The 20,202-nt window shown below is 67.9% G+C and carries 17 protein-coding genes; 16 read left to right on the top strand and 1 reads right to left on the bottom strand.

Annotated features, from left to right (window positions below; genetic code table 11):
* Positions 1–106: 106 nt before the first annotated feature.
* From JWP65_RS03060 to JWP65_RS03110, 11 genes are read left to right on the top strand one after another with little or no spacing between them, the layout of a single operon-like run.
* Positions 107–772 (top strand): type 4a pilus biogenesis protein PilO, encoded by a 666-nt coding sequence (locus tag JWP65_RS03060; protein WP_299760234.1) that lies wholly within the window; start codon positions 107–109, stop codon positions 770–772.
* Entirely contained in the window at positions 769–1,308 is a 540-nt protein-coding gene (locus JWP65_RS03065) for a pilus assembly protein PilP (RefSeq protein ID WP_299760236.1), read from the top strand. Before JWP65_RS03060 ends, JWP65_RS03065 begins: the two co-directional genes overlap by 4 nt.
* Positions 1,305–3,422 carry a type IV pilus secretin PilQ gene (gene pilQ, locus JWP65_RS03070; protein WP_299760238.1) on the top strand — a complete coding sequence of 706 codons (2,118 nt, stop codon included), beginning with the start codon at positions 1,305–1,307 and terminating at the stop codon, positions 3,420–3,422. The genes JWP65_RS03065 and pilQ overlap by 4 nt, the downstream gene beginning before the upstream one ends.
* A 25-nt stretch (positions 3,423–3,447) precedes the next feature.
* Positions 3,448–5,067: an Ig-like domain-containing protein gene (locus JWP65_RS03075; RefSeq protein WP_299760240.1), complete on the top strand. Its 1,620-nt coding sequence runs from the start codon at positions 3,448–3,450 to the stop codon at positions 5,065–5,067.
* Between the two features lie 13 nt (positions 5,068–5,080).
* Complete coding sequence (locus JWP65_RS03080) at positions 5,081–5,614, top strand: shikimate kinase (RefSeq protein WP_299760242.1); 534 nt, start codon at positions 5,081–5,083, stop codon at positions 5,612–5,614.
* Positions 5,615–5,624: 10 nt separating this feature from the next.
* Positions 5,625–6,728: a 3-dehydroquinate synthase gene (gene aroB, locus JWP65_RS03085; protein WP_299760244.1), complete on the top strand. Its 1,104-nt coding sequence runs from the start codon at positions 5,625–5,627 to the stop codon at positions 6,726–6,728.
* A 31-nt stretch (positions 6,729–6,759) separates the two neighbouring features.
* Positions 6,760–7,899 (top strand): deoxyguanosinetriphosphate triphosphohydrolase, encoded by a 1,140-nt coding sequence (locus JWP65_RS03090; RefSeq protein WP_299760246.1) that lies wholly within the window; start codon positions 6,760–6,762, stop codon positions 7,897–7,899.
* Positions 7,896–9,119: a CynX/NimT family MFS transporter gene (locus JWP65_RS03095; RefSeq protein ID WP_299760248.1), complete on the top strand. Its 1,224-nt coding sequence runs from the start codon at positions 7,896–7,898 to the stop codon at positions 9,117–9,119. The genes JWP65_RS03090 and JWP65_RS03095 overlap by 4 nt, the downstream gene beginning before the upstream one ends.
* A 23-nt stretch (positions 9,120–9,142) precedes the next feature.
* A complete protein-coding gene (locus JWP65_RS03100) occupies positions 9,143–9,790 on the top strand; it encodes a hypothetical protein (RefSeq protein WP_299760250.1) in 648 nt (215 codons plus the stop codon).
* 4 nt (positions 9,791–9,794) lie between these two features.
* On the top strand, positions 9,795–10,346 hold the full coding sequence (locus tag JWP65_RS03105; protein ID WP_299760252.1) for a DUF1415 domain-containing protein: 552 nt from the start codon (positions 9,795–9,797) through the stop codon (positions 10,344–10,346).
* A complete protein-coding gene (locus tag JWP65_RS03110; protein WP_299760254.1) occupies positions 10,343–11,224 on the top strand; it encodes an SAM-dependent methyltransferase in 882 nt (293 codons plus the stop codon). The genes JWP65_RS03105 and JWP65_RS03110 overlap by 4 nt, the downstream gene beginning before the upstream one ends.
* Here JWP65_RS03110 and JWP65_RS03115 read toward each other — a convergent pair.
* On the bottom strand, positions 11,187–11,363 hold the full coding sequence (locus tag JWP65_RS03115) for a hypothetical protein (protein ID WP_299760256.1): 177 nt from the start codon (positions 11,361–11,363) through the stop codon (positions 11,187–11,189). The two genes, JWP65_RS03110 and JWP65_RS03115, sit on opposite strands and share 38 nt — an antisense overlap.
* A 112-nt stretch (positions 11,364–11,475) precedes the next feature.
* Between JWP65_RS03115 and JWP65_RS03120 the strand changes: the two genes are divergently transcribed.
* The 5 genes from JWP65_RS03120 to mlaE form a co-directional block, all read left to right on the top strand.
* Positions 11,476–12,183, top strand: coding sequence for a transposase (locus tag JWP65_RS03120; protein WP_299760258.1), 708 nt, complete (start codon positions 11,476–11,478; stop codon positions 12,181–12,183).
* Positions 12,184–12,299: 116 nt separating this feature from the next.
* Entirely contained in the window at positions 12,300–17,030 is a 4,731-nt protein-coding gene (locus JWP65_RS03125) for a glutamate synthase-related protein (protein WP_299760260.1), read from the top strand.
* An 18-nt stretch (positions 17,031–17,048) separates the two neighbouring features.
* Entirely contained in the window at positions 17,049–18,515 is a 1,467-nt protein-coding gene (locus tag JWP65_RS03130; protein ID WP_299760262.1) for a glutamate synthase subunit beta, read from the top strand.
* Between the two features lie 104 nt (positions 18,516–18,619).
* Entirely contained in the window at positions 18,620–19,438 is an 819-nt protein-coding gene (locus JWP65_RS03135; RefSeq protein ID WP_299760264.1) for an ABC transporter ATP-binding protein, read from the top strand.
* A gap of 76 nt (positions 19,439–19,514) precedes the next feature.
* A partial coding sequence (gene mlaE / locus JWP65_RS03140) for a lipid asymmetry maintenance ABC transporter permease subunit MlaE (RefSeq protein WP_299760266.1) occupies positions 19,515–20,202 on the top strand: 688 nt, incomplete at its 3' end.

Below are 20,202 nucleotides of genomic sequence, written 5' to 3' on the forward strand. Positions count from 1 at the left end.
GCGCCGCCAGTGCCGTGGTTTCCGCGGCCGGCACCCCCGCGCCGGCCGCGCCGGCGCTGGCCAAGAAGTGATGATTTCCCCGCACACCGGAAGAACGGACTAGACCATGGCGACATCCGCATCCAAGCTGGACACTGCCGCACTGCAGGAAAAGATAGCCTCCCAGTTTCGCGGGCTCAACCCCAACGATCCGGCCTCCTGGCCGACCGTGCCCAAGGCGGTGCTGTGCCTGGCCGTCATGGCCGCCATCGTGGTGGCGCTGTGGTTCGTGTGGCTGACCAACTCCGCCGACGAACTCGGGGCCGAGCAGCAAAAGGAATTGACGCTGCGCGAGGACTACAAAAAGAAGCTGGCCCAGGCGGTCAACCTCGAGGCGCTGCGCAAGCAGCGCGAACAGGTGCAGCAGTACGTGACGCAGCTGGAAAAGCAGCTGCCCAGCAAGGCCGAAATGGACGCCCTGCTGTCCGACATCAACCAGGCCGGCCTGGGCCGCTCGTTGGTGTTCGAGCTGTTCCGCCCCGGCCAGGTCACGGTCAAGGAGTACTACGCCGAACTGCCGATCTCGGTCAAGGTCAGCGGCCGCTACCACGACATCGGCTCGTTCGCCTCCGACATCGCGCACCTGTCGCGCATCGTGACGCTGAACAACCTGCAGGTGCTGCCCGGCGCGGGCGGCGCCCTGTCGTTGGAGGCCACCGCCAAGACTTTCCGCTACCTCGATCCAGAGGAAGTGGCGGCGCAGCGCCGCGCCGCGCCGAAGGCCGCGAAATGAAGGCGCTGCTGTTGTCCCTGGCGGCGGTGACCTTGCTGAGCGCGTGCGGCGGGTCCGGCAAGGAAGAAATCCAGCAGTTCATGGCCGAACAACGGGCCATGACCCGTCCCCGGATCCAGCCGATCCCCGAGCCCAAGACCTTCGCCCCGCAGGCCTACACCCAGGAAGCGAAAGTGGAGCCGTTCAGCAACCAGAAGCTGACCCAGGCCCTCAAGCGCGACTCGCAGCAGAGCACCAGCCCCAGCACCGCGCTGGTGGCGCCGGAGCTGGCGCGGCGCAAGGAGCCGCTGGAGGCGTACCCGCTGGACGCCATGGCCATGGTCGGCAGCCTGCTCAAGCAGGGGCAGCCGGTGGCCCTGGTGCGTGTGGACAACCTGCTCTACCAGGTTCGTCCCGGCAACTACCTGGGACAGAACTACGGCCGCATCACCAAGGTCGGCGAAACCGACCTCAGCCTGCGAGAACTGGTGCAGGACGCCGCCGGCGAATGGATCGAACGAACCGCCACACTGCAACTGCAGGAGAAGTCCAAATGAAGAACAGCAATCGATGGAGTTGGCGAGGCCTTGTTGTCGCCGCGGCGGTGCTCGGTTTCGCCTGGAGCGCGCCACTGCTGGCGGCGCCGGCTGTGGAGAACATCACCGGCTCGTTGCAAGGCGGCGCGGAGGTCGTTCGCATCGAGTTCTCCGAGCCGCTGACGTCCGTGCCGGCCGGCTTCGCGATCCAGTCGCCCGCCCGCATCGCGCTCGACGTGCCGGGGGGGACCAACGCCATGGGCCGCAATGCGGTCGACCTCAACATCGGCAACCTGCGCTCGGTCACCGTGGTGCAGGCCAGTGACCGGGCCCGCCTGGTGCTGAACCTGAAGTCGGCCACCAACTACCGCACCCAGATCGACGGCCGATCACTGCTGGTCATGCTCGAGCCGGTCGCGGCCTCGGCCGCGGCCGCGCCGGTGCAGGCCTTCGCCGAGAGCCGCAACCGCGACACGCAGCCGCTGCGCGACCTCGACTTCCGGCGCGGCCCCGACGGCTCCGGCCGCGTGATCATCGACCTGCCCAGCAACCAGGTGGGCGTGGACATCCGCCAGCAAGGCCAGACGCTGGTGGTCGAACTGCTCAAGTCGACGCTGCCCGAAGGCCTGCGCCGGCGCATGGACGTGACCGACTTCGGCACGCCGATCCAGACCGTGAGCACCTTCCAGGCCGGCGACCGCGTGCGCGTGGTGATCGAGCCCCGCGGTGCCTGGGAGCACAGCGCCTACCAGTCGGACAACCAGTTCGTGGTGGAAGTGCGCACCCAGCGTCAGGACCCCAACAAGCTGACCCAGGGCCCGGGCTTCACCGGCGAGAAGCTGTCGCTGAACTTCCAGAACATCGAAGTGCGTTCGCTGCTGCAGGTGATCGCCGACTTCACCAACTTCAACATCGTCACCTCCGACTCCGTCACCGGCGGCGTGACGCTGCGCCTGAAGGACGTGCCCTGGGACCAGGCGCTGGACATCATCCTGCAAGCCAAGGGCCTGGGCATGCGCCGCAGCGGCAACGTGCTGTGGATCGCGCCCAAGGACGAGATCTCGGCCAAGGAAAAGCTGGAACTCGAAGCCAACGCGGCGGTCCAGAGCCTGGAGCCGGTGCGCACCCAGGCCTTCCAGCTCAATTACAGCAAGGCGCCCGACATCGCGGTGCAGCTGACCGGCACCGGGGCGGCCCGCATCCTGAGCGTGCGCGGCAGCGCCATCGCCGAGCCGCGCACCAACCAGCTGTTCGTCACCGATGTGCCGGCCAAGCTCGAGCAAGTGCAGGCGCTGATCGCGCGGCTGGACATCGCGGTGCGCCAGGTGCTGATCGAGGCCCGCATCGTGGAGGCGTCGGACAGCTTTGGCAAGTCGCTCGGCGTGCGGCTGGGCGGCAGCGACCTGCGCGGCATCCGCGGCGGCGATGCCGGCTACGGCCTCGGCGGCGGCAACCGGGTCGCCTTCGGCGGCAGCTACAACGCCGTCTCGGGCACCACGGGCGAGGGCTCCACCGCCCTGGACACGGCCAACACCAGCTTCGTCAACCTGCCGGCCTCCGGCCAGGGCGGCTTCAGCCCCTCGACCTTCGCCATCTCGCTGTTCAGTTCGGCGGCCAACCGCTTCCTCAACCTGGAACTGTCGGCGCTGGAAGCCGACGGCAAGGGCAAGCTGGTGTCCAGCCCGCGCATCGTGACGGCCGACAAGACCAAGGCACTGATCGAGCAAGGCACCGAGTTCCCGTACCAGCAGGCCACCTCCAGCGGCGCCACCTCGGTGGCCTTCCGCCGCGCGACCCTGAAGCTGGAAGTGACGCCGCAGATTACGCCCGAGGGCAACATCATCCTGGACCTGGACATCGCCAAGGACAGTCGCGGCGAAACCACGGCAGCGGGAATTGCCATCAATACCAAGCAAATTCGCACCCAGGTGCTGGTCGAAAATGGCGGAACCGTCGTGATCGGTGGCATCTTCGAGCTGACCGAGACGGAAAACGAAGCCCGGGTGCCGCTGCTGGGCGACCTGCCGGGGGTGGGCAACCTGTTCAAGAGCAAGCAGCGCACGAGCAACAAGCAGGAAATGCTTGTGTTCATCACGCCGAAGATGGTGGCCGAGCGGCCGACCTCCGGCCGTTAGAAAAACAGTGGAGGAGGCAGTTCAAATGAACCGATACATCAAGACACTCGCCATGGTACTGGTGGCGGGGGCGCTGGTCGCCTGTGGCGGCGGCGGCGGGAGCAGCGGCTCCAGCGGTGGTGGCACCGGCGGCGGCAGCGGAGGCGGAACGGGCGACCCGACCACGCCGGAGATCGCCAGTCTGATCTACCAGCTGTCCAAGCCGACGATCAACAACGGTGGCTCGGATTCGACCCTGCTGACCGTCACCGCGCTCGACGCCGACAACAACCCGGTGGCCGGCGTGCCGCTGGCAGTTGCCGTCGACAGCGGCGTGTACACGCCGAACAATTCGGTGACCGATGGCAGCGGCCAGGCCTCCGGCAACATCACCATCGGTGCCGACAAGGCCAATCGCAACATCACCGCCAGGCTCACCCTGGGCAGCAAGCGGGCCACAGCCGTGGTGGAAGTGATCGGCAGCGCGATCACGCTCACGCCGCTGCCTGTCACGCCCGCGCCGGGCGCGCCCGTGCAGGTGGGCGTGAAAGTCAACGATTTCAACGGCGCAGCGATCCCGGGCGTGTCCGTCCGGTTCTCCGGTTCGCTGGGACTGACCGGCGCGGTGGTGACCGACAACAACGGCAACGCCACCGGCCGGCTGGCCGCGGCACCCCGCGCGCCAGGCCAGTACGTGGTGAAAGCTGCTGCGCTCGGCGTGGAATCCGAGCGCCAGGTCCAGGTCGTGGGTTCGGCCGGCAACGGCATCCCGGCGGCCACGGGCACCATCAGCTCGGCCAGCCTGGCGATCGTGCCGAATACGATTCCGCCGAACGCAACCGGCAGCCAGACCAGCCGCGCAGTGGTGAAGGCGAAGTTCATCAACCCGCAGAACCAGGCCGTCCAGAACGTCCGGGTACGCTTCGTGATCGATCCGCCGAAGCTTGGCGCGGGCGAGAAGATCAGCACCGACAACGCCACGGTGTACAGCGACGTCAATGGCGAAGCCACCGCGGACTACATCGCCGGCACGCGTTCCAGTCCGACCGACGGCGTGACGATCCGGGCCTGCTACGGCCTCACGGATGCGTCTATCCTCAACTGCAACACGTCTGTGACGCAGACCCTGACGGTCGCCGGGCAGCCGCTGTCGATCACGCTGGGTGACAACAACCAGCTGGCAAAGGGCAACAGCGATCTGACCTACATCAAGATGTTCGACGTGGCGGTCGCCGACGCGGCCGGCAACGCGGTGGTCGATGCCGTGATCTCCGCGAGCGTCGACATCACCCGCTACGCCAAGGGCCAATTCAACGGGCCGACGGTCGGTTGCCTGAACGAGGACGCCAACCGCAACGGCTCGCTGGACAACGGCGAAGACCTCAACGGAAACAACTCGATCGAGCCGCGCAAGGCCGACGTGATCCTGTCGTTCCTCGGCACCAACAAGACCGGGGCCACCGGCCGGATGACGATCCAGATCGAATATCCGCAGAACGTGGCGACCTGGCTGGAGTACACGGTGCGCGTCACGACCAACGTCGCTGGCTCGGAGGGCACTTACGCCAAGCGGTTCAAGACCGAATTCATCCGGGGCGACGAAGTCAACGGTTCGTTCCTGACAGCTCCCTACGGCGAGATGTTGAACTGCCGCGTTCCCGATTGACCGGGATGCGGGCATGACTGCTCGCATCGCCCTTGTCGGCATGCCAGGCAGTGGGAAATCCACTGTCGGGCGGCATCTGGCAAGGCGGCTCGGGCTGCCTTTTTTCGATTCCGACCACGTGATCGAGCAGCGCCTGGGCTGCGCCATCCGCGACTACTTCGCGCAGGCGGGCGAAGAGGCGTTCCGGGACCTCGAGGAAAAGGTGATCGGCGAACTGGCGGGCGCCGCCAGCGCCGTGATCGCCACCGGCGGCGGCGCCGTGCTGCGGGACGCCAACCGGCAGCACCTGCGCGCGGGCACCCAGGTGATCTACCTGCGCTCCAGCCCCGAGGAGCTGTTCCGGCGCCTGCGCCACGACACGCAGCGGCCGCTGCTGCAGGTGGCCGACCCGCTGGCGCGCCTGCGCGCCATGTACGCCGAGCGTGATCCGCTGTATCGGCAAGCATCGCACTTCCAGATCGAGACCGGCCGGCCCTCGGTGCCGACGCTGGTCAACATGATCCTGATGCAACTGGAGCTGGCCGGCGTCCTGCCACCGCCGCCTTAAACTCCGGGGCATGCCCCCCAAGGATTCCCCCATTTCCGAACAGGTGCGCATCGCCCTGGGCGAGCGCAGCTACGACATTCGCATCGGCGCCGGCCTGCTGGGCGACCCTGCCTCCTGGCAAGGCCTGCCGGCCGCCGCCACCGCGCTCATCGTCACCAACGAAACCGTCGGGCCGTTGTATGGCGCCGCCCTGAAGCAAGGGTTGCGCCCGCACTACCGCACCGTGCTCGAGGTGGTCTTGCCCGACGGCGAGGCGCACAAGGACTGGGGCACGCTGAACCTGATCTTCGATGTGCTGCTGGCCAACGGCTGCGATCGCAAGACCGTGCTGTTCGCCCTGGGCGGCGGCGTGGTCGGCGACATGACGGGCTTCGCGGCGGCCAGCTACATGCGCGGCGTGCCGTTCGTGCAAGTCCCCACGACGCTGCTGGCGCAGGTGGATTCGTCGGTGGGCGGCAAGACCGCCATCAACCATCCATTGGGCAAGAACATGATCGGCGCGTTCTACCAGCCGGTGCGGGTTGTGTGCGACCTGGCGACCGTGTCCACCTTGCCGGCGCGCGAGCTGAGCGCGGGCCTGGCCGAAGTCATCAAGTACGGGCCGATCGCCGACCTGGCGTTCCTGGACTGGATCGAGGCCAACCTCGATGCCCTGCTGCAGCGCGAGCCGGTAGCGCTGGCGCACGCGGTGCGCCGCAGCTGCGAGATCAAGGCCCACGTGGTGAGCCAGGACGAGCGCGAGGCCGGACTGCGCGCCATCCTCAATTTCGGCCACACCTTCGGCCACGCGATCGAGGCCGGCCTGGGCTACGGCGAGTGGCTGCATGGCGAAGGCGTCGGCTGCGGCATGGTGATGGCCCTGCAGCTGTCGCAGCGCCTGGGACTGGTCGACGCCGGCTTCGTGCAGCGGGTCACCCGGCTGATCGAGCGCGCCGGACTGCCGGTGCGCGGCCCGGATCTCGGGGCCGAGCGCTACCTCGAGCTGATGCGGGTCGACAAGAAGTCCGAAGGCGGGGAGATCCGTTTCGTGCTGCTCGACGGACCGGGCCGGGCCACGTTGCGGGCCGCGCCCGACGCCGTCGTGCGGCAGGTGCTGGCCGAGTGCGCCGGCTGACGGCGCGCCCGGCCGACCCGTCGGATCTCCAATGACCTTGGCCGCATATGCCTGCGACCCCGCGCAATCGCGCGGGCGCCGCTATCCCGAGCCGCAGGCGCCCACGCGTACGGCCTTCCAGCGTGACCGCGACCGCATCGTCCACTCCACGGCGTTCCGGCGCCTGGTCTACAAGACCCAGGTGTTCCTCAACCACGAGGGCGACCTGTTCCGCACCCGGCTGACGCACTCGCTGGAAGTGGCGCAGCTGGCGCGCTCGATCGCGCGCCCGCTCGGCCTGAACGAAGATTTGGTGGAAGCGATCGCGCTGGCGCACGACCTGGGCCACACACCGTTCGGCCACGCCGGGCAGGATGCGCTCAACGCCTGCATGGCGCAGCACGGGGGCTTCGAGCACAACCTGCAGAGCCTGCGGGTGGTCGATGCGCTGGAGGAGCGCTATCCGGCGTTCGACGGCCTGAACCTGTGCTTCGAAACCCGGGAAGGCGTTCTCAAGCACTGCTCGCGCAGCAACGCGGAGCAGCTCGAGGAGCGCGAGCCCGGCGGCGTCGGCCGCCGCTTCCTGGACCGCAGCCAGCCGGGGCTGGAGGCGCAGTTGTGCAACCTGGCCGACGAGATCGCCTACAACGCGCACGACATCGACGACGGCGTGCGCTCGGGCCTGATCACGCTGGAGCAGGTGGCGCAGGTGCCCCTGTTCGGCCTGCACGTGGCCGCCACGCTGGCCGAGCACCCCGGCCTGCAAGGGCGGCGGGTGCTGTACGAGGCGATCCGCCGGATGCTCAGCGCGCTGGTCTACGACGCGATCGACACCACGCGCGAAGCGCTGGCCCAAGCCGCACCGGCCAGCGCCGACGCCGCCCGCACGATGGCACCGCTGGTGAGCTTCAGCCAGCAGGCGCGGGCCCAGTCGGCGCAGCTCAAGGCCTTTCTGTTTCGCAACCTGTACCGGCACCCGCGCGTGATGGAAACCACCGGCCAGGCGCAGGAAGTGGTGCGCGAGCTGTTCCAGCGCTACCTGGCCGAGCCGGCGCAGATGCAGGCCGGCTTCACCGCCCGCAGCGACAGCGCGCGCGCCGTCGCCGACTACATCGCCGGCATGACCGACCGGTTCGCCCTGCGCGAACACGAGCGGCTGACCGGACGCAAGCTGCTGGCCGGCGCCCCATGAAGGCGCCGCGGCCGGCGCTGGTTGTGGTGTTGGCCGGCATCAGCGCCGCGCTGCACGTGGGCAAGTTGCCGCCCGCGCTGCCCGTGCTGCAGCAGGAGCTTGGGGTGACGCTGCTGCAGGCCGGCTTCCTGCTGTCCCTGGTGCAGCTGGCCGGCGTGGCGCTGGGCCTGGCCATGGGCGCGGCGGCCGACGCGTTGGGACCGCGCCGCACGATGGTACTGGGGCTGGTGCTGCTGTCGGTGGCGGGGTTCCTGGGCGGCCTGGCCACGACGCCCGCCGTTCTGCTGGCCCTGCGCGGCTGCGAAGGCGCCGGCTTCCTGCTGGCCACGCTGCCCGCGCCGGCGCTGATCCGGCAGCTGGTGGAGCCGGCGCGCCTGGGCGCCATGCTCGGGGTGTGGGGCGCGTACATGCCCCTGGGCACGGCCGCGGCACTGCTGTTGGGTCCGGTGGCGATCGTCGCCACCGGGTGGCCAGGGTGGTGGTGGCTGATCGCCACCCTGTCGCTGCTGATGGCGGGCTGGCTCTGGCTGGCGGTGCCGGCTGCGTGCGACGAGCGCCTGGCCGCAGCGGCCGCTGTCGGCCGCGGTCGCATCGCCAGGACGGTGCGGGCCGGCGCGCCGTGGTTGATCGGCCTTGGCTTTGCCGCCTATTCCGCGCAATGGCTGGCGGTGGTCGGCTTCTTGCCGACGATCTACGCCCAGTCCGGCCTGCCCGCCGTGTACGTGGCCCCGGCGACGGCGCTGGTGGCGGCCGTGAACATGGTCGGCAACATCGCCGCCGGCCGCCTGCTGCAACGCGGCGTCGTCCCGCCGGCGCTGCTGCAGGCCGGCTACCTGGCCATGGCATTGGGCGCCATTCTGGCTTTCGCGCCCTGGAGCGCGTCGGCGTCGATGGAGGTCGTGGCTGCCCGGTATGCCGGCGTCCTGCTGTTTTCCATGGTCGGGGGGTTGGTGCCCGCCACGATGTTCTGGCTGGCGGTGCGGCTGGCGCCCGACGAAGGCACGGTCTCCACCACGGTGGGCTGGGTGCAGCAATGGTCGTCGCTGGGCCAGTTCGTCGGCCCGCCGCTGGCGGCCTTGCTGGCCGCGCGCAGCGGTGACTGGAGCCGCACCTGGTGGCTCACCGGCGGCTTGGCCGCCGGCGGCTTGCTCGTCGCCACCCTGATCGGGCGGCGCCTGCGCGGGCGCAATGGGGCGCCGCCGGGCGCGCCGCCCTCGTAGAATCGCGCAGGGCCGCAGATACCATGAGTTTCCTCCACCAACTGAAGAACCAGGCAAGCGCGCTGCAGACGCAGCGCAGCGTGCTCGACCATCAGCTGGAATCCAAGACGGAGCAGGTGGAGGCGGCCTGCCGCAGCGTGCAGTCGTACCTGCAGGACCTGGCGCACCAGCTGACGGTGATCGAACCGGAGTCGGCGCAGTTCTCTCTGGACGGCAAGACGCCGTGGCCGCCGATGAAGCAGGTCGACTTCCGGGTCGACTTCCGGCGCAAGATGGTGCGCGACCGCGAAGTCTTCGACTACATCGCCATGGGCTGGCGCATCGTGCCCAAAATGGGGCAGCCGGTGGGCGGCCTGGTGCGGGTGAATTTCCCCACCGAACAGCAGCGCGTGGAGGCCCGGCTGGCGATGGGGCCCGTCAAGCACGACCGGCGCGAGGTCCGCCACCCGGAGAAGGGCTCGCTGCTGGAGGTGCGCTACGAGTACATCACCCAGACCCGCGGCTCGGTGATGGTGCAGGCCGACCATGAGCGCGCGCAGCTGCACTTTCGTCTGCTCAACACCAGCGGCTTCGAGACCGTGACGGCCACCTGGCCGGCCTTGCGGGTCGACCAGGCGATGCTGGACGAACTGGCCAAGCGCATCGTTGCGCAGCCGAACACCTTCGTCTGACCTCATGACGGCGCCCTCCTGCGTGGTGGCCGACACCCGGCGCTGGCTGGAGCGCGCGGTGGTCGGCCTCAATCTCTGCCCCTTTGCCAAGGCGGTGCTGGCCAAGCAGCAGGTGCACATCGCCGTCTGCGCCGCCGCCGACGCGGCCGCCATCCTGCGCGAGTTCGAGCGCGAGCTGCACGAGCTGCTGGCCCTCGATGCGACCGAGCGCGACACGACGCTGCTGGCGATCCCGCAAGGCATGGACGACTTCCTGAGCTTCCACGAGCTGACGGCCCAAGCCGAACGGCTGGTGCGCAAGCGCGGCTTCGAAGGCGTGGTGCAGGTGGCCAGCTTCCATCCGCGCTTCGTCTTCGCCGGCACCGACGAAGACGACATCACCAACTTCACCAACCGCGCCCCCTGGCCGACGCTGCACCTGCTGCGCGAGGAAAGCATGGACCGGGCGGTGGCCGCATTCCCGGACCCGGCCGCGATCTACGAGACCAACATGGACACACTGCAGGCACTGGGGCGCAAGGGCTGGGACGCTCTGGGCGTGGGGCCCAGCCCATGAAGGGGGCCGGCAAGCCGCACGACCTGGAGCTGCGTGCGGGGCAGTCCGAGGAACTGCTCAAGGAGCTGCACATCCTGACCCGCGAAGGGCGGATGAACCAGGATTCCCGGCGCAAGCTCAAGCAGGTCTACCACCTCTACCAGTTCATCGAGAAGCTGCTGCTGGAAGTGCCGGCGGGCGAGGGCAGCCCGAGCCTGGCCGACCATGGCGCCGGCAAGTCGTACCTGGGGTTCATCCTGTACGATCTGTTTTTCAAACCGCACGGCAGCGGCCACATCTACGGCGTCGAAACGCGGGCCGAGCTGGTCGAGAAGTCCGGTTTGCTGGCGCAGCGCCTGGGCTTCGAGCGCATGTCGTTCCTGCACCTGAGCGCGGCCGACGCGGCCCAGGCGGCGCAGTTGCCCGAGCGCATCGACGTGGTGACGGCGCTGCACGCGTGCGACACCGCCACCGACGACGCCATCGCCTTCGGCTTGCACAAGCAGGCACGCTTCATGGTGCTGGTGCCTTGTTGCCAGGCCGAAGTGGCAGGGGCATTGCGCGAGCAAAAAGGCCTGTCGCTGTCACGCACGCCGCTGGCGGAGCTGTGGCGCCATCCGCTGCACACCCGCGAAATTGGCAGCCAGGTGACCAACGTGCTGCGCTGCCTGTACCTGGAAGCCATGGGCTACCAGGTCACCGTGACCGAGCTGGTGGGCTGGGAGCACAGCATGAAAAACGAGCTGATCCTGGCGCGCCGGACCGGCCAGCGCAAACGCGCCGCGGCCGAGCGGCTGCGGGCGTTGCTGGCGCAGTTCGGGCTGCAGGGGCTGGAGGAGCGGCGCTTTGCGGGGCTGCCGGTCACTGCGCCGGCGGATCCTTCAGCCGCGTGCGGCTGACGGCGGAGATGATGCCGATGCCGAGCAGAATCACGGCGCCGATGATCACGTAGATTGGTGGCGCCCCGGCGACGATCGCACCCCAGGCGACGCCGCCGATGAGGATCACGAATCCGAGCATGTAGAGTCCGAAGGACATGGGTCTTCTCCTTTTGTGCGGTCATTGTTGGCTCAGCGGCGGAGCCGGCTTGTCAGCGCTGACGCTGCATCGCAGTCGGAATTGGGGTCAGATTCCAATTTAAGATGGCCGCATGGCTCGCCTTCCCCGCCTGACGGTCCCTGGTTACCCGCACCACATCATCCAGCGCGGCAACAACCGGCAGGCGATCTTCGCCGGCCCGGCCGACTACGACTTCCTGCTGGTGCTGATCGACGAGAACGCGCGCAAGTACCGGGTGGCGGTGCACGGCTACGTGCTGATGAGCAACCACTTCCACCTGCTCGCCACGCCCGAAACGGTGGAAGGGATTCCGCAGATGATGCAGGCCATCGGCCGGAGTTACGTGCGCAACTTCAACCTGCGCCAGCAGCGCAGCGGCACCTTGTGGGAAGGCCGCTACCGCTCGACGCTGATCCAGGCGGAGCGGCATTTGCTCGCCTGCATGGCGTACATGGACCTGAACCCGGTGCGGGCCGGCATGGTGGCCGACCCGGGCGACTATCGCTGGTCCAGCCACTCCCACTACATCGGCCGGCGCGCCGACAAGATGGTCACGCCCCATCCCTTGTACTGGGAGCTGGGCAACACGCCGTTCGCCCGCGACGCCGTCTATGCCTCGCTGGTGCGCGCCGGCGTGCCTGAGGAGCAGCGGCTGCAGCTGACCGACTCGGCGCTGCGCGGCTGGGCGCTGGGCGATCCCGACTACGTTGCCGACCTGCAACGCCGAACCAACCGCCGCGTCATGCGCGGCCGAGCCGGCCGCCCCCAAATGCCTGCTAAGGAACCTGTCCCCAAATAGGAAAGCACCTCGATGGTGCGGCGTTAAATTGGGTTCTGACCCCAATTATTTTTCTTGGCAGGTTTGTTGCGGTGCGGTAGCCTCGGGTTTTCCCCGAATGTCCAGAGGTGCGCGCCATGACCACGGCTGCCGAAATCGCCCATTTGCAAGAACATGGCCTGTACACCGGGTCGAACGAGCATGACGCCTGTGGCGTCGGCTTCGTGGCTCACATCAAGGGCGAGAAAAGCCACAACATCGTCCGCCAGGCGCTGAAGATCCTGGAGAACCTGGACCATCGCGGTGCCGTCGGCGCCGACAAGCTGATGGGGGACGGCGCCGGCATCTTGCTGCAGCTGCCCGATGCGCTTTATCGCGAAGAGATGGCCAGCCAAGGCGTGGAACTGCCGCCGCCCGGCGAATACGGCGTCGGCATGATCTTCCTGCCCAAGGAGCACGCCTCCCGGCTGGCCTGCGAGCAGGAGTTCGAGCGCGCCATCAAGGCGGAAGGCCAGGTGCTGCTGGGCTGGCGCGACGTGCCGATCGACACCGAGATGCCGATGTCACCCGCGGTGCGCAAGAAGGAGCCGCTCATCCGGCAGGTCTTCATCGGCCGCGGCAATGACGTCATCGTGCAGGATGCGCTGGAGCGCAAGCTGTACGTGATCCGCAAGACCGCCAGCGCCGCCATCCAGCGCCTGCGCCTGAAGCACTCCAAGGAATATTACGTGCCGTCGGTGTCCAGCCGCACGGTGATCTACAAGGGCCTGCTGCTGGCCGACCAGGTCGGGGTCTACTACAAGGATCTGCAGGATCCACGCTGCGTCTCGGCCCTGGGCCTGGTGCACCAGCGCTTTTCCACCAACACCTTCCCCGAGTGGCCGCTGGCCCACCCGTACCGCTATGTCGCGCACAACGGCGAGATCAACACGGTCAAGGGCAACTACAACTGGATGAAGGCGCGCGAAGGCGTGATGTCTTCGCCGGTGCTGGGCGCGGACCTCAAGAAGCTGTACCCGATCAGTTTCCCCGACCAGTCCGACACCGCCACCTTCGACAACTGCCTGGAGCTGCTGACCATGGCCGGCTATCCGCTGGCCCAGGCGGTGATGATGATGATCCCCGAGCCGTGGGAACAGCACACGCTGATGGACGAGAGGCGCAAGGCGTTCTACGAGTACCACGCCTCGATGCTGGAGCCGTGGGACGGCCCGGCCTCCATCGTGTTCACCGACGGCCGCCAGATTGGCGCCACGCTGGACCGCAACGGCCTGCGCCCGGCCCGTTACTGCGTGACCGACGACGACCTGGTCATCATGGCCTCCGAGTCCGGCGTGCTGCCGGTGCCGGAGAACAAGATCGTGCGCAAGTGGCGCCTGCAGCCCGGGCGCATGTTCCTGATCGACCTGGAACAGGGCCGCATGATCGACGACGAGGAGCTGAAGGCATCGCTGGCCAACGCCAAGCCGTACAAGCAGTGGATCCAGAACCTGCGCATCCGGCTGGACGACCTGTCCGAAACCTCGGGCGAGGCGCCGCAAGCGGCGGTCGAACTGCTGGACCGCCAGCAGGCCTTCGGCTACACCCAGGAAGACATCAAGTTCCTGATGTCGCCGATGGCGCAGGCCGGCGAGGAAGGCATCGGCTCGATGGGCAACGACAGCCCGCTGGCCGTGCTGTCGGACAAGAACAAGCCGCTGTACAACTACTTCAAGCAGCTGTTCGCGCAGGTCACCAATCCTCCGATCGACCCGATCCGCGAAGCGATCGTGATGTCGCTGGTGTCGTTCGTCGGCCCCAAGCCGAACCTGCTGGACATCAACCAGGTCAACCCCCCGATGCGGCTGGAAGTGAGCCAGCCGATCCTCGATTTCGCCGACATGCAAAAGCTGCGCGAGATCGACAAGCACACCCACGGCAAGTTCCGCAGCTACACGCTGGACATCACCTACCCGCTGGCCTGGGGCCATGAAGGCGTGGAGGCCAAGCTGGCCTCGCTCAACGCCGAGGCGGTCGATGCCCTGCGCAGCGGCCACAACATCCTGGTCATCAGCGACCGCGCCGTCGGCCCGGAGCAGGTCGCCATCCCGGCGCTGCTGGCGCTGTCGTCGATCCACCAGCACCTGGTGCGGGAAGGCCTGCGCACCACCGCCGGCCTGGTGGTGGAGACGGGCTCGGCGCGCGAGGTACATCACTTCGGCGCGCTGGCCGGCTACGGCGCCGAAGCAGTCCATCCCTACCTGGCGATGGAGACCCTGGTTTCCATCCACAAAGACCTGCCCGGCGACCTGAATCCCGAGAAGGCGATCTACAACTACGTCAAGGCGATCGGCAAGGGGCTGTCCAAGATCATGTCGAAGATGGGCGTGTCGACCTACATGTCGTACTGCGGCGCCCAGCTGTTCGAGGCCATCGGCATCAACAGCGACACCATCGAGAAGTACTTCACCGGCACCTCCAGCCGGATCGAGGGCATCGGCGTGTTCGAGATCGCCGAGGAAGCGATCCGCTGCCACCGGTCCGCCTTCGGCGGCGATCCCGTGCTGGCCGCCATGCTGGACACCGGTGGCGAGTACGCCTGGCGGGTCCGCGGCGAGGAGCACATGTGGACGCCGGACGCGATCGCCAAGCTGCAGCACAGCGCTCGCGCCAACAACTGGAACACGTACAAGGAGTACGCCCAGATCATCAACGACCAGAGCCGCCGCCACATGACGCTGCGCGGCCTGTTCGAGTTCAAGGTCGACCCGGCCAAGGCGATCCCGGTCGACCAGGTGGAGTCGGCCAAGGACATCGTCAAGCGCTTCGCCACCGGCGCGATGTCGCTCGGCTCGATCTCGACCGAAGCCCACGCCACGCTGGCGATCGCCATGAACCGCATCGGCGGCAAGAGCAACACCGGCGAAGGCGGTGAGGACCCGGCGCGTTATCGGCAGGAGCTCAAGGGCATCCCGATCAGGCAGGGCCAGACCATGGCCGACATCATCGGCCGCGACGTCGTCGAGGTCGACATCCCGCTGCAGGCCGGCGACTCGCTGCGCTCGCGCATCAAGCAGGTGGCTTCGGGCCGCTTTGGCGTCACGGCGGAATACCTGGCGTCGTCCGACCAGATCCAGATCAAGATGGCGCAGGGCGCCAAGCCGGGCGAGGGCGGCCAGCTGCCCGGTGGCAAGGTCTCCAAGTACATCGGCAAGCTGCGCCACTCGGTGCCGGGCGTGGGACTGATCTCGCCGCCGCCGCACCACGACATCTATTCGATCGAGGACCTGGCCCAGCTGATCCACGACTTGAAGAACGTCGCCACCCACGCGTCCATCAGCGTCAAGCTGGTGTCGGAAGTCGGGGTCGGCACCATTGCCGCCGGCGTTGCCAAGTGCAAGGCCGACCACGTGGTGATCGCCGGCCACGACGGCGGCACCGGCGCCTCGCCCTGGTCGTCGATCAAGCATGCCGGCTCGCCCTGGGAAATCGGGCTGGCCGAAACCCAGCAGACCCTGGTGCTGAACCGCCTGCGCGGCCGGATCCGGGTGCAGGCCGACGGCCAGATGAAGACCGGCCGCGACGTCGTCATCGGCGCGCTGCTGGGCGCCGACGAGTTCGGCTTCGCCACCGCGCCGCTGGTGGTCGAAGGCTGCATCATGATGCGCAAGTGCCACCTGAACACCTGCCCGGTGGGCGTGGCCACGCAAGACCCGGTGCTGCGCGCCAAGTTCGCCGGCAAGCCCGAGCATGTGGTCAATTTCTTCTTCTTCATCGCCGAGGAAGTGCGCCAGATCATGGCGCAGCTGGGCGTGCGCAAGTTCGACGACCTGATCGGCCGCGCCGAACTGCTGGACACCCGCAAGGGCATCGCCCACTGGAAGGCCCGTGGCCTGGACTTCGCCCGCCTGTTCGCAGTGCCGACGGTGCCGGCCGAGGTGCCGCGCTTCCACTGCGAAGAGCAGGACCACAAGCTGGACCAGAGCCTGGACGTGAAGCTGATCGAAAAGTCGCGCGCCGCCATCGACCGCGGCGAGCGGGTGCAGTTCATGGAAATGGCGCGCAACGTCAACCGCTCGGTCGGCGCCATGCTGTCCGGCGCGCTGACCAAGGTGCACCCGGAAGGCCTGCCCGACGACACGCTGCGCATCCAGCTGGAAGGCACGGGCGGCCAGTCGTTCGGCGCCTTCCTGGCGCGCGGCATCACGCTGTACCTGATCGGCGACGCCAACGACTACACCGGCAAGGGCCTGAGCGGAGGCCGCATCATCGTGCGCCCCAGCATCGACTTTCGCGGCGAAGCCACGCGCAACATCATCATCGGCAACACCGCGCTCTACGGCGCGACCACCGGCGAAGCCTTCTTCAGCGGCGTGGCCGGCGAACGCTTTGCGGTGCGCCTGTCGGGCGCCACCACGGTGGTGGAGGGAACGGGCGACCACGGCTGCGAGTACATGACGGGCGGGACGGTGGTGGTGCTGGGCAAGACCGGCCGCAACTTCGCCGCCGGCATGTCGGGCGGCATTGCCTACGTGTACGACGAGGACGGCCAGTTCGCCAGCCGCTGCAACAGCGCCATGGTGTCGCTCGAGCGCGTGGGCACCACGGCCGAACAGAAGGCCCAAGCCGCGCGCACCCTGCTGCACCAGGACCAGACCGACGAGGCGCTCCTGAAGAAGCTGCTGGAGGAGCACAACCGCTGGACCGGCAGCCGGCGCGCGCGCGAACTGCTGGACAACTGGGCCACGTCGCGCCAGAAGTTCCTCAAGGTGTTCCCCAACGAATACAAGCGCGCCCTGGCCGAGATGTACGAGCGAGAGGTGGAGCTGGCCAGCGCCGGCACCAACCAGGAAGTGGCCATGCAGAACGAGCCTGCCGCCACGAAGTAAGAGGACGAGGAAAGAACAATGGGCAAAGTTACCGGCTTCCTGGAATTCGACCGCGTCGAGGAGGGCTACAAGCCCGTTCCCGAGCGCCTGAAGCACTACAAGGAATTCGTCATCGGCCTGTCCGATGCGCAGGCCAAGGTGCAGGGCGCGCGCTGCATGGACTGCGGCATCCCGTTTTGCAACTCGGGCTGCCCGGTCAACAACATCATCCCGGACTTCAACGACCTGGTGTACCGCCAGGACTGGAAGAACGCCTTCACGGTGCTGGACTCGACCAACAACTTCCCCGAGTTCACCGGCCGCATCTGCCCGGCGCCGTGCGAGGAAGCCTGCGTGCTGAACTTCAACGACGACGCGGTCGGCATCAAGTCGATCGAGCACGCCATCATCGACCGCGCCTGGGACAACGGCTGGGTGCAGCCGCGGGTGGCGCGCATCAAGACCGGCAAGAAGGTCGCCGTGGTCGGCTCCGGCCCGGCCGGCATGGCCGCGGCCCAGCAACTGGCGCGCGCCGGCCACGACGTCACGCTGTTCGAGAAGAACGACCGCGTCGGAGGGCTGCTGCGCTACGGCATCCCCGACTTCAAGATGGAAAAGCGCCACATCGACCGCCGCGTCGAGCAGATGCAGGCCGAAGGCGTGACCATCCGCACCGGCGTGATGATCGGCAAGCTGCCCGACGGCTCGAAGATCACCAACTGGGCCAGGGAAACGATTTCGCCCGAGCAGCTGCAGCAGGACTTCGATGCCGTGCTGCTGACCGGCGGCGCAGAGCAGTCGCGCGACCTGCCGGTTCCCGGCCGTGACCTGGACGGCGTGCACTTCGCCATGGAGTTCCTGCCCCAGCAGAACAAGGTCAACGCCGGCGACAAGCTCAAGGGCCAGATTCGCGCCGACGGCAAGCAGGTCATCGTGATCGGCGGCGGCGACACCGGCAGCGACTGCGTGGGCACCAGCAACCGCCACGGCGCCGCCGGCGTGGTGCAGTTCGAACTGATGCCGCAGCCGCCGGAGCAGGAGGACAAGCTGCTGACCTGGCCGTACTGGCCGTACAAGCTGCGCACCAGCTCCTCGCACGAAGAGGGTGTGCAGCGCGAGTTCGCCATCGCCACCAAGGAATTCACCGGCGACAAGGGCAAGGTCACCGGCCTGAAGACCGTCCGCGTGGAGTGGAAGGACGGCAGGATGCAGGAAGTGCCAGGCAGCGAGCAACTGCTCAAGGCCGACCTGGTGCTGCTGGCGATGGGCTTCACCAGCCCGGTCGCCACCATCCTGGACGGCTTCGGCGTGGACAAGGACGCCCGCGGCAACGCCAAGGCCACCACAGACTTTCACAACGGCTACGCCACCAATGTCGCCAAGGTGTTTGCCGCCGGCGACATGCGGCGCGGCCAGTCGCTGGTGGTCTGGGCGATCCGGGAGGGCCGGCAGGCGGCGCGTTCCGTCGATGAATTCCTGATGGGGTTCAGCGATCTGCCCCGCTGAGGCGCGTCGCGTAACGGGGTTGTAACACCGCCCGCCAGCTCGACCGCAACTGGCCCTATCATCCGAGGCTCCCCAATTGCGGCCGCGGCGGCGGCCTTCCCCGGATGAATCCCACCGACCCTGGCGTGCTCGTCGAAGCGCGCGACCTGAGCTTCGGCTATGGGTCGCGGCGCATCCTTGACGGCCTGAGCTTTTCCGTGCCGCGCGGCAAGGTCACCGCGCTCATGGGTGCGTCTGGCGGCGGCAAGACCACCGTGCTGCGCCTGATCGGCGGCCAGGTCAAGCCGCAGCAGGGCCAGTTGCTGTTCGACGGCGAGAACGTCGCCACGCTCGACCGCGACGGCATGTACCGGATCCGCCGGCGCATGGGCATGCTGTTCCAGTTCGGCGCGCTGTTCACCGACCTGTCGGTATTCGACAACGTGGCCTTTCCGCTGCGCGAACATTCCGGCTTGCCGGAGAGCCTGGTGCGCGACATCGTGCTGATGAAGCTGAACGCGGTGGGCCTGCGCGGCGCCCGCGACCTGATGCCCGGCGAGATCTCCGGCGGCATGGCGCGGCGGGTGGCGCTGGCCCGGGCCATCGCGCTGGACCCCGACCTGATCATGTACGACGAGCCATTCGCCGGGCTGGACCCGATCTCGCTGGGCACCGCGGCCCAGCTGATCCGGCGGCTCAACGACACGCTGGGCATCACCAGCATCGTGGTGTCGCACGACCTGGAAGAAACTTTCCGCATCGCCGACCGCGTGATCATCCTGGGCAATGGCAAGATCGCCGCGCAGGGCACGCCCGACGAAGTGCGTCATTCCGAAGACCCGCTGGTGCGCCAGTTCGTCAATGCGCTGCCGGAAGGTCCCGTGCACTTTCACTATCCCGGCGTCAGCGTCGCCGAAGACTTCAGCGGCGGGTTCCAGAAATGAGCCCCCTCCCAATACTTCGTTTGCTATCCCCGCAGGAGGCGTTCAGCGCCCTTCGGACGGCCGGGCGGGCGCTGAAATGAGCTGGTGGAACCCCGCCGACATCGGCTACGCCAGCCGCGGCAAGCTGGCCGACATCGGCCGCGGCGCCCGCCTGCTCGGCCGCCTGCTGGCCATGGTGGGCCCCACGTTCGCGCGCGGCCGGCTGGTGCGCGAGCAGATCCACTTTCTGGGCAACTTCTCGCTCGCGATTATTGCGGTGTCGGGCCTGTTCGTCGGCTTCGTGCTGGCGCTGCAGGGCTACTACACGCTGCAGCGCTACGGCTCGTCCGAGGCGCTGGGCCTGCTGGTGGCGCTGAGCCTGGTGCGTGAGCTCGGCCCGGTGGTGACGGCGCTGCTGTTCGCCGGCCGCGCCGGCACCTCGCTGACCGCGCAAATCGGCCTGATGAAGGCCGGCGAGCAGCTGGCGGCGATGGAAATGATGGCGATCAACCCGGTGCAGCGCGTGCTCGCACCGCGCTTCTGGGGCGGCGGGATCGCCATGCCGATCCTGGCCACCGTGTTCTCGGCAGTCGGCGTGTTCGGCGGCTACCTCGTCGGCGTGCAACTGATCGGCGTGGACGAAGGCGCGTTCTGGTCGCAGATGCAGGCCGGCGTGGATGTGCGCGCTGACGTACTGAACGGTGTTATCAAAAGCTTTATCTTTGGCGTGGCGGTCACCTTCACCGCGCTGTTCCAGGGCTACCAGACCAAGCCGACCCCCGAGG

The organism is Ramlibacter sp., from assembly GCF_028292805.1.
Lineage (GTDB): Bacteria > Pseudomonadota > Gammaproteobacteria > Burkholderiales > Burkholderiaceae_C > Ramlibacter.

Coding starts and splice junctions, on each gene's coding strand:
- JWP65_RS03125 (WP_299760260.1), top strand. CDS start 12,300: ATGACCACGGCTGCCGAAATCGCCCATTTGCAAGAACATGGCCTGTAC.
- JWP65_RS03080 (WP_299760242.1), top strand. CDS start 5,081: ATGACTGCTCGCATCGCCCTTGTCGGCATGCCAGGCAGTGGGAAATCC.
- pilQ (WP_299760238.1), top strand. CDS start 1,305: ATGAAGAACAGCAATCGATGGAGTTGGCGAGGCCTTGTTGTCGCCGCG.
- JWP65_RS03110 (WP_299760254.1), top strand. CDS start 10,343: ATGAAGGGGGCCGGCAAGCCGCACGACCTGGAGCTGCGTGCGGGGCAG.
- JWP65_RS03100 (WP_299760250.1), top strand. CDS start 9,143: ATGAGTTTCCTCCACCAACTGAAGAACCAGGCAAGCGCGCTGCAGACG.
- JWP65_RS03090 (WP_299760246.1), top strand. CDS start 6,760: ATGACCTTGGCCGCATATGCCTGCGACCCCGCGCAATCGCGCGGGCGC.
- aroB (WP_299760244.1), top strand. CDS start 5,625: ATGCCCCCCAAGGATTCCCCCATTTCCGAACAGGTGCGCATCGCCCTG.
- JWP65_RS03130 (WP_299760262.1), top strand. CDS start 17,049: ATGGGCAAAGTTACCGGCTTCCTGGAATTCGACCGCGTCGAGGAGGGC.
- JWP65_RS03095 (WP_299760248.1), top strand. CDS start 7,896: ATGAAGGCGCCGCGGCCGGCGCTGGTTGTGGTGTTGGCCGGCATCAGC.
- JWP65_RS03120 (WP_299760258.1), top strand. CDS start 11,476: ATGGCTCGCCTTCCCCGCCTGACGGTCCCTGGTTACCCGCACCACATC.
- JWP65_RS03075 (WP_299760240.1), top strand. CDS start 3,448: ATGAACCGATACATCAAGACACTCGCCATGGTACTGGTGGCGGGGGCG.
- JWP65_RS03105 (WP_299760252.1), top strand. CDS start 9,795: ATGACGGCGCCCTCCTGCGTGGTGGCCGACACCCGGCGCTGGCTGGAG.
- JWP65_RS03135 (WP_299760264.1), top strand. CDS start 18,620: ATGAATCCCACCGACCCTGGCGTGCTCGTCGAAGCGCGCGACCTGAGC.
- JWP65_RS03115 (WP_299760256.1), bottom strand. CDS start 11,363: ATGTCCTTCGGACTCTACATGCTCGGATTCGTGATCCTCATCGGCGGC.
- JWP65_RS03060 (WP_299760234.1), top strand. CDS start 107: ATGGCGACATCCGCATCCAAGCTGGACACTGCCGCACTGCAGGAAAAG.
- JWP65_RS03065 (WP_299760236.1), top strand. CDS start 769: ATGAAGGCGCTGCTGTTGTCCCTGGCGGCGGTGACCTTGCTGAGCGCG.